Source organism: Dyadobacter flavalbus (assembly GCF_006149045.1).
GTDB classification, from domain to species: domain Bacteria; phylum Bacteroidota; class Bacteroidia; order Cytophagales; family Spirosomataceae; genus Dyadobacter; species Dyadobacter flavalbus.
Window position 1 is genome coordinate 381640 of the sequence record NZ_VBSN01000049.1, and the last position, 14445, is coordinate 396084.

The 14445-nt window shown below is 46.8% G+C and carries 9 protein-coding genes; 5 read left to right on the forward strand and 4 right to left on the reverse strand.

Annotated elements, in window-relative coordinates:
- Positions 1-188: 188 nt before the first annotated feature.
- Positions 189-2555, forward strand: a complete 2367-nt coding sequence (locus FEM33_RS17395) for a GH92 family glycosyl hydrolase (RefSeq protein WP_139013263.1) — start codon at positions 189-191, stop codon at positions 2553-2555.
- An 80-nt stretch (positions 2556-2635) separates the two neighbouring features.
- On the opposite strand, the gene FEM33_RS17400 is transcribed toward FEM33_RS17395, so the two are convergent.
- On the reverse strand, positions 2636-3058 hold the full coding sequence (locus tag FEM33_RS17400; protein ID WP_139013264.1) for a response regulator: 423 nt from the start codon (positions 3056-3058) through the stop codon (positions 2636-2638).
- A gap of 414 nt (positions 3059-3472) precedes the next feature.
- Complete coding sequence (locus tag FEM33_RS17405; RefSeq protein WP_139013265.1) at positions 3473-3898, reverse strand: response regulator; 426 nt, start codon at positions 3896-3898, stop codon at positions 3473-3475.
- Positions 3899-4740: 842 nt separating this feature from the next.
- On the opposite strand from FEM33_RS17405, the gene FEM33_RS17410 reads away from it, so the two are divergent.
- Positions 4741-6978, forward strand: coding sequence for a PAS domain S-box protein (locus tag FEM33_RS17410; protein ID WP_139013266.1), 2238 nt, complete (start codon positions 4741-4743; stop codon positions 6976-6978).
- A gap of 179 nt (positions 6979-7157) precedes the next feature.
- On the opposite strand, the gene FEM33_RS17415 is transcribed toward FEM33_RS17410, so the two are convergent.
- The gene (locus FEM33_RS17415) at positions 7158-7541 is read right to left on the reverse strand and encodes a DoxX family protein (RefSeq protein WP_139013267.1); all 384 of its coding nucleotides are present in this window, start codon (positions 7539-7541) and stop codon (positions 7158-7160) included.
- Between the two features lie 85 nt (positions 7542-7626).
- Here FEM33_RS17415 and FEM33_RS17420 point away from each other — a divergent pair, with 85 nt between their 5' ends.
- Both FEM33_RS17420 and FEM33_RS17425 read left to right on the forward strand, forming a co-directional pair.
- The gene (locus tag FEM33_RS17420) at positions 7627-7920 is read left to right on the forward strand and encodes a hypothetical protein (protein ID WP_139013268.1); all 294 of its coding nucleotides are present in this window, start codon (positions 7627-7629) and stop codon (positions 7918-7920) included.
- A 125-nt stretch (positions 7921-8045) separates the two neighbouring features.
- Positions 8046-9047, forward strand: a complete 1002-nt coding sequence (locus FEM33_RS17425) for an amidohydrolase family protein (protein ID WP_139013269.1) — start codon at positions 8046-8048, stop codon at positions 9045-9047.
- Between the two features lie 330 nt (positions 9048-9377).
- Here FEM33_RS17425 and FEM33_RS17430 read toward each other — a convergent pair whose 3' ends face one another.
- Positions 9378-9833 (reverse strand): ferritin-like domain-containing protein, encoded by a 456-nt coding sequence (locus FEM33_RS17430; protein ID WP_139013270.1) that lies wholly within the window; start codon positions 9831-9833, stop codon positions 9378-9380.
- 567 nt (positions 9834-10400) lie between these two features.
- On the opposite strand from FEM33_RS17430, the gene FEM33_RS17435 reads away from it, so the two are divergent.
- The gene (locus FEM33_RS17435) at positions 10401-14399 is read left to right on the forward strand and encodes an Ig-like domain-containing protein (RefSeq protein ID WP_139013271.1); all 3999 of its coding nucleotides are present in this window, start codon (positions 10401-10403) and stop codon (positions 14397-14399) included.
- The last annotated feature ends 46 nt before the right edge of the window (positions 14400-14445 follow it).

The window sequence follows — 14445 nt, forward strand, 5'->3', positions numbered from 1 at the left end:
GCCTGCATGTAAAAATGGCCATCTGGCAAGTAATTCCAGGAATACACATGATGCTTGCCTTCATCCTGAAAACATAAATCATTTACCTTATATGATATGCCGGATTGCTGAACCGGGCACCAATCACGGCTGACTTTAAGGGTATTGCCGGTTCAGGTGGCAACAGTTGTTGTTTTAAAAACATGTATATGAAAGTTCAGTTCGGTTCGGGCATTGCTTTGCTGGTTATGCTGCTAACAAGCGGTGTCAGCAAAGGCCAAAGTCTTCTCAAATACGTTGATCCTGATATTGGAACAGCACACAGCCGGTGGTTTTTTTACACACCCGCCGCAGTACCTTATGGCATGGCGAAGCTGGCGCCGTCCACAAACGGGCATTATGGCAACCCGTCGGGATGGGAAGCGGTCGGCTACGATACCCGGCAAAATTCAATTGAAGGCTTTGTACACTTTCACGAATGGCAGATAGGCGGTGTAAGTTACATGCCAACCACAGGTATAATAAAAACCAGGCCCGGAGATCTGGAAGGGCCTGAGACGGGTTACCGCTCCAAATTCGACAGGAAAAACCAGGTGGCAGAACCCGGTTACTACAAGGTCCTGCTGGACAATTACAACATTACCGCAGAGCTTACCGCTACCAGAAGAGTGGGCTTTCAGCGCTATACTTTTCCTGAGAACGATCAATCCCATATCATCCTGGATATTGGCAACAAGCAGGGAGAAAGCGATATAGTTACCGATGCCAGCATAAAAATGCTGGATGATACCCACTTTGAAGGCTATGTCATTACATATCCGAAATATGTAAAAATATACGATCCGAAGGGTAAGATAGCCATGTACTTTTATGGTGAAGTCAGTAAAAAGCCGACTTCCGTTACCGCCTTTACTGCGGATGATCTGACAAATAACAAAGACAGTTCAACAGGCAAAGGTGCAGGGCTGGTACTGAACTATCAAACCATGGACAAGGAAAAGGTTGAAGTTAAAACCGGCCTGTCGTACACTTCCATGACCAATGCAAAACAGAACTTTATGGCCGAAGCCAGCGGCCTTTCGTTTGAGCAGGCAAAGGTTCAGGCACAAAATACCTGGCAGCAGCAGTTAGGCAAAATACGGGTAGAGGATGGGGATGAACCTGACAAAATCAAGTTTTATACTGGCCTGTTCCATGCCTTGCTGGGCAGAGGGATCGCCAGCGATGTGAACGGCGCTTACCCGAAACACGGCGTAAAAACAGGCCAGTTACCAGTCCGGAAAGGCAAAAACCCCGGCTTCGAATTCATGAACACCGATGCAATTTGGGGCGGTTTCTGGAACATCACCCAACTGTGGGCACTCGCCTACCCGGAATGGTACGGCAGCTTTGTGAATACACAGTTACAGATTTATAAAGATAAAGGCTGGTTTGGGGATGGCATTGCCAACAGCGAATATGTATCGGGCGTAGGGACCAACTTTGTCGGTCTCGCCATAGCAGGCGCTTATCAGGCAGGCATCCGCAACTGTGATGCGGATCTGGCTTATAAAGCTGTAAGAGCCAATGAACTGAACTATAAAAACCGTCCTGTAGGTGCGGGCAAGCTGGATACGAAAGCTTTTGCAGACTACGGCTATGTGCCTTTTTTCGACCAGAAAGGCCAGGACTTTGTCACCGATTCTACCGGGTCCAACTTTGCAGGCTCACATACTCTGGAGTATAGTTACAGTGCATTCGCTGCCGCGCAAATGGCCAAGGCAATGGGTAAAATTCAGGATTATGACAAGCTGATCAAATTATCAAACGGCTGGCGGCAACTATTCAATCCGGAAAACAAGCTGATGCAGCCTAAAAGGGCCAATGGCAGCTTCATAGAGAAGTTTGACCCGTATCAGCCATGGAGAGGTTTTCAGGAGGGCAACTCGGTACAATATACTTTCTATGTACCTCAAAACCCGGCAGGACTGATTGATGCGATCGGTAAAGACCGGTTTAACTCAAGACTGGACAGCATCTTCACCGTATCTGAAAAACTGGGCTTTGGCGGAGGTAAAACAATTGATGCATTTGCAGGCATCCATTCGATATATAATCATGGCAATCAGCCGAACCTGCATACCAGCTGGCTGTTCAACTTCTCCGGAAAACCCTGGCTAACCCAGAAGTGGACAAGGCTGATCGGAAGTGAATTTTACGGAACGGAGCCCATACACGGTTATGGCTATGGACAGGATGAAGACCAGGGCCAGCTTGGGTCATGGTATGTGATGAATGCCCTGGGCCTGTTTGATGTGAAGGGCTTTACGGATCTAAGGCCAGTCATCGAACTGGGCATTCCGTTGTTTGACAAGGTGACCATTGCTTTGGGCAACGGGAAAACACTGGTGATTGAAACGAAAAACAATTCAAAAAATAATGTTTACATCCAGTCGGCCAGGTTCAACGGAGCCGCGCTTGATAACTGCTGGCTGTACCGGGATAAATTGATGAAAGGGGGCACGCTAACGTTTGTAATGGGTGAAAAGCCCAATACCAGCTGGGGCACCAAAACGCCTCCGCCTTCCGTGCAGTAAATACGCGAATGCGGCTGAAAGGAGCTGCTGATCCGGGCAATCCATTTTGAAGGGCAGGAAAATAACTGCTGGAATTGAAATCAAACCTTTTGCCCGGGCAAAACGGCACGTTCCCAGTACCCGCAAATAGAGCCAAGCTGATCTTTCAAGCCCTCGTAGCTGGGTGCTTTTACATAGAATCCTTGTACCAGTGACATGTAAGCTTCTTCCACATCCTTGGAGTTAACAGATTCTGACAGAAAAATAAACGGAATGGAGTACTTTTTCAGTTTGGCATCCGCATTGATTTCTTCTTTCAGTTCCATACCCGTCATTCCGTGAAGATGAAAGTCGCAAAGGATCAAAAAAGGCCTGTTTTTGATATTGTTAAGATATGCGATCAATGCTTCGCCGTTATCAAAGTTAATCACCTCGTTTGTGCATCCGACATCTGCCAGCGCGGATGTAACCAGATGACGGTCATCTTCATCACCACCAACATACAATATGGTTTTATTTGTCATTTCGTTTTCAGGAATTATGTTAAAAATACATGTCCTTCTTGAATGTATTCGGCCGCATGCTTTTCACCGGAAGATCAGTCTGCTAATGAGTAACCAAAATATCTTCTATGGAGTTGACGAGTAATAATCAGGCCAGAGCAAGGAATTCAGCAGCCTTTGCTGCTGAATCCAGCTGTTTCCAGCCAAAACTTTAAAACAAATGGCTCAGACAAACCTGAAAAGTTATCATACCGGTATACTATAAACTTTCACGCTTGTAAAACAGATATGCACTGCGAACTAGTTTGATGATTATATTCCCTGTATTTTACACAAAATCTTTCTTCAACTAGTAAATTTGTCTACAATACGATTGGAACAATAAGTCTTTTTAAACTGACTTTATACAGATACAATCGGTCCCAATTCCACCTACTAACCAAATCGTTCCGGCAAAACACAAAGCTGCCAGTACTTTAAAATAGTGGACAAATCATCTTTAAGCTTCTTGTAATTATTGGATTTGACAAAGTAACCCTGAACGGTAAGCCTGTAAGCCTGCTGCACGGTAAGTTGATGATCCGAGGTTGTAAAAAACAGGAACGGAATAGATCTTTCTTTTAAAACCGGTGAATTTTCTATGTAATCCCTTGTTTCCAAGCCATTCATTGATGGCAGATTAATATCGCAGATGATCAGAAAAGGCTGCTGCATGCTTGATCCCAGGTATTTGATGATCTCGACGCCATCCTGAAAATACATAACCCGGTTTGTGACACCCAATTCTCTTAAAGCCTGTGTAATAAGCAATTGATCATCTTCATCGTCTTCAACTAAAAAAATAGGTCCTGAATGTGGCATAAAAAACAAATAAGCACTATGCTTTGCTTTAAAAATTATGTTATCAATTAATAGCTCGGATATAATTAAAAAAAACAGCAATCCGGATTACGGTTGTTTCCTGGCTTTCTGTTTCAGCAAAAGGACTTTTTAAGCCCTGATCACGTATTTTGCCTGCCTCACTGCCGCAAAAGCAGCTGTAACTGTACCGGATTCATTTTATCTGCTAGTGTGATATACCGGACTTGATGTCGTCAAACATGCATGACCTTTCTACTGAAACCAGACACCCGCTTGCAGCGCTTCTCAGCAACAGGCAGTGAATGCGTAAGCATTGGTCAAACAATGTATTTTTTGTAAAGTTTTACATCATCATGTTACCTTCTGAAACAAATACTTTGACCCGGTTGCCAATACAATCCGGCAATTCTGTCAACTGGGCATATAATGCAGTCCCGACATCTGCTCTGTCTTATTTTTAAATTGAAATAAAATGCCATGCCAGAAATCACACCGGGCAAATCAGCACAGCAGCATTACTTGCGGATGCATTGCTGCCAAGGCTAGGTTACAGACGTATAAACACAGGATGATGAGAACACATGCAGATCAACGCTTTGCAGGAAATGAATTTATTTGTTTTACGAACACCTGCTTCCTTTTGTTCCGGCCTGCCCGTGAAGGTACTTATGAAGTCCGGATAACCATTGCCGGCAAAATATTTCTTCATTACACAGAAGAAATAACCAGTGCTTTCGTGTCATGCATTTTCAACTTTCCATGAAGGATGACCGGCGGCATAATCTTTTAATGAAGCACCTTAGAAAATTTTTACATTCATAAGATTTTAGGACGTATTCTAAATGAAGGATTTACCCGGCAGTAGTAGTAGTAACATACTGCTTTTTTCCGGATCAGGGGAAATGCAGACGGTTTGCAGAACACTGAACTGGTCTCAAACCAGCCTTGGTCCGGTTTCTTTGTGGCCCGCAAGCCTGCAGACCATCGTTCAGACGGTCCTGGCTTTTCCACTGCCCGGCATTGTTTTATGGGGTTCTGATCTGATCCAGATCTACAACGATGGCTACCGGAAACTGATCGGAAGTAAACATCCTGATGCACTTGGCCGGTCAGCACGTGAATACTGGCCTGAACCCTGGGATGATCTGGTTTCAATTTATCAACGTGTACAAACCGGAGCGTCATTTCTGGCCGATTCCTTCGTCCATGCAGAAGAACACGGTGAAAATCCGGCAGCCGGAAATTTTAAAGTTGTTTACAGCCCGGTATATGTTCAAAAAGGAGAAGTGGGTGGCATGCTGGTCACATTTTCTGAAATAACCGCCCAGGTTCCTGCACAAAAGCAGTTACAGCCAAGTCCACAAAGCAAGGATTTTCTGCTTCTTTTAAGCGATGTGCTCCGGCCACTGGCCGATCCGCAGGCTATCCAGTTTGAGGCAGTCCGTGCATTGGGTGAGTTTTTGGGCGCCAACCGTGCAGGCTACGCAGAAACCCAGCAAAACAAAGAACTGGTTGCGGTCACAAAAAATTATACGCATCAGGTTCCAAGCCTGGAAGGCGTGTACAGTTATGCCGATTATGGTGCTGACTTACTGGAACAACTGATGGCCGGGCAGACTGTGGTCCGTCCTGACATTGCCAATAATCCGGACCTTACCGCGGATGAAAAAGAGGCGCATGCAGTTCTGCAACTGGGTGCTACGCTGAATGTTCCTCTGGTTAAAGAAGGCCATCTGATAGCCATTCTGTTTGTACATTTTCAGCAGGCCCGGAATTTCACGGCACAGGAAGTGGCGCTGGCCGAAGAGACCGCAGAGCGTACGTGGGCTGCCGTGGAACGGGCACGCCTTGAAGCAGACCTGCGCAAATCGGAGCAGCAGTTAAGCGCCATCGTTAATCAGGCAATGACCGGACTTGCGCGCGGCAACAACGACGGCACACTCACTTTCGTCAACCAAAGATACTGTCAGATGCTGGGTTATGACGCTTCCGAAATCCTGGGCAGGAAAATGCAGGATCTTACCCACCCGGACGATAAAGAACGAAATGTTGAGCTGTATATGAATCTGGTGCGTACCGGCGAGCCTTTCAATATCGAAAAGCGTTACATTCACAAGAACGGCACGGCATTCTGGGTGCACAACAGCGTTTCAGCTTTACGGGACAGTGATGGCAGCATTAATCAGTTACTGGCGGTATGTACCGATATTACAGACCGGAAACATGCAGAATCGGCTTTAAAGGCCAGTGAGCAAAAATATCGCCAGTTGACGATACAGCTTGAAGCCCGGGTTGAGGAACGCACCAGACAGCTGGAATCCATGGTCACCAACTTGAAACAATCCAATGATAACCTGCAACAGTTTGCCTTCATTGCCTCTCATGACTTGCAGGAACCGCTGCGCAAAATCCAGCAGTTTGGCGATCGCCTGAAAGCCGCCTACGCCAATTCGGAGAAGAACGGAATACTGTATCTGGAACGCATGTTGTCTGCTGCCGGCCGCATGTCAACGCTGATCAATGACCTGCTGAATTTTTCGCACGTCAGTACCCAAGTGAGTCATACTGCACTTGTTCCATTGGATGATCTGGTAAAAGATGTACTGATTACGCTGGAATTTACCATTAACGAGCAAAAAGCGCAGGTTTATACAGGTGCCTTGCCAACGATTGCCGGAGATGCTTCACAGTTGAACCAGCTTTTCCAGAATCTGATTTCGAATGCGCTCAAATTTCATCGTCCGGGCATACCGCCGGTCGTTGAAATCAAAGCTGGTCAGGTAAGTGCCAGCGAACTTCCTGATTGGGCCAGATCATCTACGTCAGCTTCCAGCTATCACAAAATCGAGGTCACAGATAACGGCATAGGGTTTGACGAGCAATATTTGGACCGCATCTTCAAAATGTTTCAGCGGCTGCACAGCAAAAGCGAGTTTGAAGGCACGGGAATCGGTCTGGCCATTTGCGAAAAGGTAGTTGTGAACCATGGCGGTGCCATATTTGCCCATAGTTCGCCGGGTCAGGGTTCAACATTTATCATTTTTTTACCAGTAACCGGTACGGAGTATACGGGTAGTTGAAGCAGGAAACGGAGACATGAAGTTCTTGACATGCCCCGGAAATCTGTTGACAGTTATTCCGTTTTTACAGATCCGGCAGGATGTTGCACGTTCCTCAAACGGACTTTTTATCCGGGTACCGCTTTACAGGGAATATTCTGGTGATAACCTTTATAGCCAGAAGTTCGTTAATTTTTCTTTCAGCTTTCCGTTCTGGTCGTACCGGGAGTCACCGGTTGCCTTAGCCATAACAGCACCCCTAGCAGAATCAGGGCCACCAAAGCCGGAATGCCACCAGCAAGACCACCCGGAATTTTCGTTGCATGCATAAATACGGCGCCAACCATGATGATAAGCAGGCCCATTGCAGCCAGCCGGGTCAGGCGGGGCACCAGCAGGCCGATGCCGCCCAGTAATTCGGCACCTCCCACCACGTAGGCTAATAAGCCGGGCAGCCCCAGGTTACCAAACATGTTTACCGTGGCAGACATGTCACGAAGTTTGTTAAAGCCTGCAAAAATGAAAAACAAGCCGAGTAATACTTGTAGAATCCAGGCAATTGTGTTGCGAAGAGAAGCAGACATCGTTAAACCGGTTGAAGTTATTTATCAATTTGAAAGATACTGAAATAAAAATTATGCTGAATACGATCAACCGAAATTTATAACTGTGTTAAAAGTTAAAACATACGCAGGAACCAGAAAGATAATCTGGCCGCAGGAAACAGGAGCCGTTACAGGAAATCAGAAAGTTTCACAACCATGCAGAAGATGCCGGGAACCCAGACTTCAGAAACGAATCTGCCGGTACAACTTCAGTGACGCCGGTAACCTGAAAATTCTGTTGATTGTCAACCCGGATTATTTGTCAGCTGAATTTATGCTTTCAAAAATGTTCAGATTAAAACGGCAAGTAAACGTGTTTGAAGACAACACGGTTTTATTGCAGGCTGCATCCATGTAACGCTGCCAAAAATTCAAATAAAAATAATAGGTACTCAAACAACAGGTAAAGCCTTGCCGGTTTGATCTTCTTAAGCTGGAATCCCAAAGCTGACAACGTTTTTCACCTGATCCGATCCAGCGCTTATGAATAAAATTTATTTAATTCTACCGGGTACTGTATTCCTGGCTCTGATACTCAGTATTTCTTCTCTGGCACAGAAAGCAGGGACCAGCCACCTTCCCATTATTGACGTACACGTACATGCGATGAAGGTGAATCCGGCTTTCAGCGCCGATTTATGTCCCTGGTTTTTGAGTAACATGCCCGGCGCTAACCCGAACAGTCCGGCGCCGCCTCTTTTTAATACGGATTGTGCCCAGCCTCTCAAAGCGGCCAGATCCGATAAAGAATTTCAGGATTCCCTGATTGCCACCATGAAGCGGCTGAATATGGCCATTATCGCCAGCGGAGATGCAGGTATCATCCGTAACTGGCAAAAAGCAGCGGCACCGGGCCGCGTCATTCCCAGCCTCAGTATAAGTTCTTCCGAGGAGATGTCCGTCGTTGCATTTACCGATTCATTGTCCAAGGGATTTTATAAAGTAATGGGCGAAGTAGCCCCGCAGTATCAGGGATTTTCACCCAGTGACAAATCGCTGGACGGCTATTTTGCCGCTGCCGAAAAACTCAATATTCCGGTGGGCATTCACATGGGTACCGGTGGCAATGGCAACATCAATATCAACAATCCAAAATACAGGGCATCACTGGGAAATCCGTTTTTGCTGGAAGACTTGCTGGCCCGTCATCCCAAATTGCAGGTGTGGGTAATGCATGCCGGTTATCCTATGATGGATGAAATGCTTGCTTTAATGGGGGCAAATGCTTACGTGTATGTAGACATAGCGGGTATGATCTGGAGTTATCCGTTAGAGGAAGTAAATAACTATATAAAGCGGCTTGTGCAGGCAGGTTTCGGCAAGCGGATCATGTATGGTACCGACCTGATGGTATGGCCCAAACTTCTGGAAACATCCATCGGGGTCATTGAAAATGCTTCTTATTTATCCTTCGACCAGAAACGCGATATTTTATTTAATAACGCCGTCCGTTTTTTCCGGCTGGATGAAAGCAAGTTTAAGTAAATGAATCGGAAACATTGGCCGGCTGACGTACTGCGCTCGGATCCGGCCGGGAATTCATATGCTTGGACGGATAAATCAGATGAGGGTTGCATCGGCTCTGAAGATTGTCGGAAAAGCCCTGTATGGAAGCATTGTTGGCCTACAGGTTGATCTTGTTGCTTTTTGTGGATTTTTTACGATGCGGACGGCATAGCAGGCATCGTAGTATATATCCTGAAAAACTGGTCCTCTTTCTTTGATTGTAAAATCCAGTCGTTGGTTTAAAGCCTGCTGAATGGAAACGAAAAGAGCTGCCTTATTCAAGACAGCTCCTGAGGATACATTCCCGGATTAAGATTTGGCAATATCTCTCAAAACTTTGATCCTGTCATGTGCCGCATTGATTCCGGTTGCCTGGCTGCTTAGTATTGACTGCGCATTATGGTCAAGTTCGTTATTCGCCAAAGCATCTTTATAAGCCTTTTTGATTGCATCTTCGCCTCGTTCAGCTTCGGACAAAATGCTTGCACGGTCACTGCCGCCGAATAGCGACTTCACATCAATCCAGACGCGGTGCAGGGTGCCACTTACACTTTTATCCGTTTCAAGATGCGGCGCAGAGCCTGTTACAGCGGATAGTTCCTGCACGTTTTTACGGCTTTGCTGGGCATATTCTTCAAATAACTCCTTAAGATCCGTGTTTTCATCCTTGATGTCGGCGATGGCCTTTTCAAAACCAGCTACACGGTCGTTATTTATTTCAATCAGATCATTGATTATACCGGTTGTATTTCCTGTACTTGCCATAGGGATTATTGAGGTTTGTTTAAAAAATACTTTTAAGAAAACTGTGCCATAAAGCCACAGAGCTCCTCAGGAAATACCGGACGTCACTTGCCGGCAGCCTTTTTCAGGATACCGCGTTCCGGCTGTGCAACATGGAGTTTTTTCCTCGGTTCAATGCGCGCCAGTTTGAACTCCTTAGCGGATAGGTTTTTCTCCGGATATTAAGTATCAGGTTGTAAAATTTTCTATTAACGCAATGTTCAATTAAAAGCAGCAGGTAAAGACCACTACTACCTTCCAGAATTGGTGGTGTGTGAAAGGGTAGCATAGTTTTTTAAGGCAGAATGCGGCGGTTGCAAAAGCGGCCGTAAAATCAATATTATCCATGCCAATCATTTATTTGCGGATATCTGTGCTTTTGTCGAACTCGAATGCTTAAATTAGTGGGGAAAACAAACCACTTTGCCCCGAAAACCAAACTTTATATCAAGGTTACTCAGACTGCTCTCAAAGAATCAGCTTAGTTTAAACTCAAACTTGTGTAACATCAGTTACAAACTCAACTTTCCCAAACTTCAAACGGATTACATGATGGATAAAAACTTTACTGCCGTACCACAACAAGAAAAGCTGTTATCTTTTAAATGGTGGGTGCTCCTGATCATTGGTTTTTTAATCAGTAGTCACGGGCAAGCTCTGAACCTGGCTTCGGTTACTGCAGAACCTGTCCATAAAAAGGATGTCTCCGGAACAGGTCCGGATAATATCCTGGCAGGTGAGCAGATCACGAGCTTTACTTTGATTAACTCAGTCACAAAGGCAACCATACAAACACTAACCAATGGCAGTACGCTTAATTTAGCTGCCCTGCCTACTAAAAATATCAATATCAGGGCAAATACCAGCCCTGGTGTTGTCGGAAGTGTTGTATTCACCCTAAGTGGTACCCAAAGCCGGACACAGATTGAATCGCAGGCCCCCTACGATTTGTTTGGCGACGATCTGGACTGGACCCCGGCGGTAGGAAGCTATAACTTAAGCGCGACTCCTTATTCAGCGGCCAAAGGCCTGGGCACGGCCGGCACAGCCCGATCCATCTCTTTCAAGGTTGTAAATCCGCAGACAGTCCAGGTAAACTTTCAGGATCCCGCCACAGTTCCGCCTGCGGGCTGGGTGCGGGATTATGGCCAGGCTTATGGCCTGCGGACCGGCACCAACCAGGGAAAAAACCTGCGCTATGGCTGGAAAAAACGTCTGGATGGCAGCTTGCTTGATATTTCTGTTGGCGGCGACACGCCCGGCAACGGCAGAAATCGCAACTGGTCGGCCAATGTACTGCAAGGTACTTTAATGCACATGCAATCCGATGATATTGTCGGCAACTTCAATGGTATCAAGGCAGAAGGTTACTGGGAGATCGAAGTACCCAATGGCCCCTACGACGTAACGGTTTCGGCGGGTGACGCTGGTATCTATCCTTTTCCCGAAAAACACAGTCTGAATGTAGAGGGAGTTGAGGCAATAAACGACTTTATTCCCAGCGGATTGGCTAATTCTGCCACACGCTTTGAATCGGCTACAGTACGGGTAATGGTTTCGGATGGCAACCTGACCATTAATGCGGATGGCGGTATCAATACTAAAATCAATTCTGCCCGCATTGTGCCCGCTGCCAGTGGTCCTTATGCGTACTGGTCTGTAAATGAACAGCAGCTGGCCATCGAGAAAGGCAGCTCCACCGTCAGCAAAACCTTTTCTCTGGAACTAAGCAACTCTGGAAACACCAATGCTTCCTATACCTTATCGGCGGCATACGAGGCAGGCGGCAGTGGCTGGCTTAGCTTCAGTACCACGCATGGCGGCACGGAGCCGAACGTTACGTTTAATTATGCTGCTGCCGAAAAGCTGCCGGTTGGCACGTATAAAGCGACGGTCAAAGCGGTGGCTGCAGGTATAGACAGCGGTAACTTCAGCGTACAGGTAAAAGTAACTGCTCCCCGCCCCTACGTAATTTCCTCCACACCGGTGGATGGCGCCACCAATGTAAGCGTAAATACTTCCAGTATTGCCGCCAATAACCTTTTTGTTCCCGAGGTTGAGGGATATACAGGCGGCGTAGACAACAGTACGATTACAAACAGCACGGTAAAGCTGCTGAAAGTAGTGGACGGCACGACCACCCAGATTCAGGGCGTGGTACAAGGTACCGGCGGCGGGGATGCCATCAGCTTTTCGCCTACGTTTGCCCTGGAAGCGAATACGACTTACAAGTTTATGGTAACGGATGGTGTAAAATCATATAGTAAAGCTTCTTTTGTTCCGTATACGGCTACTTTTACCACAGGTGCCGCCCTTGAGCCAACCGATCCTCTATCCGTTGAATTCACCAAGGTGGCCATTGCCGGAACCCAGCATAAAGTATATGCTTCTTTGGTTATTGGTCCGGACGACAAGTTTTACGCCCTGCGGCTGGATGGTGTAATTGAAAAATTTACAATTGACCGCACCAGCGGTATGCTTGGCAATCCGCAGTTAATTACCACGCTGGTGAATAAATACGGAGCCCGTTCGGCAATAGGATTGGTCTTCGATCCGGCTTCTACTGCCACCAACCTGATCGCTTATGTTTCTCATTGCTCTTCCAAACTGGTAAATGCGCCCGAGTTTGATGGTAAAATTTCCAAACTGACGGGAACAGGCCTGGCTACCGAGCAGCTACTGGTCACCAATCTGCCCCGCTCCACAAAAGACCACCTGGTGAACAGCCTGGCGTTTGGTCCTGACAAGGCTTTGTATTTCAATCAGGGCAGCAACAGTTCCATGGGGGCTTATGATGGCTCCTGGCAGCGCACGGAAAGCTTGCTTTCCGGGGCGATACTGCGTCTGGATTTAACAAAACTGAACGGAACCACGCTGAATGTTAAAACAACTTCCAATCAGAGCTTGATCAATTCAGCCGGTACAAGCCAGCTGCATCTCTCCGACAGTACTTATAATCCGTATGCTACAAATGCTCCGCTTAAAATCTATGCTTCAGGTATCCGAAATGCCTATGATCTGGTGTGGCACACTAACGGACAGTTATATGCTCCGGCTAACGGCTCCGCAGCCGGGGGCAATACGCCCGCTTCCATAGCAGGAACCCGGCGGCCGGATGGCACTTTCTATAATGGCCCGTCCATACCCGCTACTTCGGGGGTTCAGGTCCAGAATGACTGGTTATTCCGTATCAAGCCGAACGGTTATTATGGTCACCCCAATCCGCTGCGCGGCGAATACGTTTCCAACCGGGGGAATAAAGACAACAGCAAATACCCCACTACCGTGGGCGCGGATATAAATTACCGGGGAGCAGCCTTCGACTTCGACCTGAACCGATCACCTAATGGCGTTATTGAATACAAGAGCAATACCTTTAATGGAGCCTTGAAAGGTAAATTGCTGGTGTGCCGCTTCAGCGGAGGAGGCGATATCATTGTGCTGGAACCAGGCTCGCTGGTGAAAGGCAGTACGGAAAGCCTTTACGATATCAAAAGATCCTATACAGGGGCTGGTACCAACGGTTTGGTGGGGATGTCCGGTTTTATCAATCCGCTGGATATTGTGGAAGACGTGAAAACAGGAAACTTGTACGTAATTGAGTTTAACTGGAACAACATACCCGACAGAACTTCCCAGATTACGTTATTAAAGGTGAGCAGCCTGTCTGACAGCGAAGGGTTTGCTACCGCTTTCCCAAGTAAAATATCGGCAGTAGAAGTAGTAGGAGTTACTTCCACTGCTACTTCCACGACAAACACTGCTACCACCTCCAGCTTCGCCGCAAGTCCTTCTCAAACCATTGCCATGAGAACAGCCGGCGGTGATGACGACAATAACGGTAATGATGATAAAGACGATGATGATGATCACAATGACGAGGATGGTATTATACGTGATTTCTCCACAGTGGCGCTGCACACCGTTACGATCTCCAATACCGGCCGGGGCAACCTGGTACTAAAAGGACTGGCCATTACCGGTGCTGATGCCGGCGAATTCAAGATGTTTGGTGAGCCTGGTGTTAACCCGAATAAACCTGTAAAAATCCGAAAGAACAGTTCTGTAACTTTTAACATTGCTTTTTATCCAAAATCCAAAGGAGAGAAATTGGCAAAACTGGAAGCTGTCGGCAAGAAAAAGAAAAAGGATCAGGTGGTATCCGTCGAGCTGTCCGGCCTGGGGATTTCTTACGAAGCTGATTCTTCCATGGCCGGTGCTCGGCAGGCAAGTACCCAAAAGCAGGTTACCGCCAGAACCACCGATCAGACAACGGCAGACGCACCCGTCCTGAAGATTTATCCAAATCCAATACAGAACGGAGAGAAAATCTATATTGACCTGTCAAATTTCGCAAAAAACGAGCCGGTAACCATCACCATGCACGACCGGTATGGACAGCTGTATCAGGCAAAAACCGTTGACACCGATGCACAAGGAGGTACATCCGTGGAAATGCCTGTTATCAAGGCCATGAGACCGGGTATTTACATTATTAAAGCGCATACCGCCTCCGGTGTGGAGCAGTCGAAATTTATTATGGAGTAGTTTATTCAATTGCTGTATAAAAAACAGGGTGCCTCATTTTTGAAAT

Coding starts and splice junctions, on each gene's coding strand:
- FEM33_RS17395 (WP_139013263.1), top strand. CDS start 189: ATGAAAGTTCAGTTCGGTTCGGGCATTGCTTTGCTGGTTATGCTGCTA.
- FEM33_RS17400 (WP_139013264.1), bottom strand. CDS start 3,058: ATGACAAATAAAACCATATTGTATGTTGGTGGTGATGAAGATGACCGT.
- FEM33_RS17405 (WP_139013265.1), bottom strand. CDS start 3,898: ATGCCACATTCAGGACCTATTTTTTTAGTTGAAGACGATGAAGATGAT.
- FEM33_RS17410 (WP_139013266.1), top strand. CDS start 4,741: ATGAAGGATTTACCCGGCAGTAGTAGTAGTAACATACTGCTTTTTTCC.
- FEM33_RS17415 (WP_139013267.1), bottom strand. CDS start 7,541: ATGTCTGCTTCTCTTCGCAACACAATTGCCTGGATTCTACAAGTATTA.
- FEM33_RS17425 (WP_139013269.1), top strand. CDS start 8,046: ATGAATAAAATTTATTTAATTCTACCGGGTACTGTATTCCTGGCTCTG.
- FEM33_RS17430 (WP_139013270.1), bottom strand. CDS start 9,833: ATGGCAAGTACAGGAAATACAACCGGTATAATCAATGATCTGATTGAA.
- FEM33_RS17435 (WP_139013271.1), top strand. CDS start 10,401: ATGATGGATAAAAACTTTACTGCCGTACCACAACAAGAAAAGCTGTTA.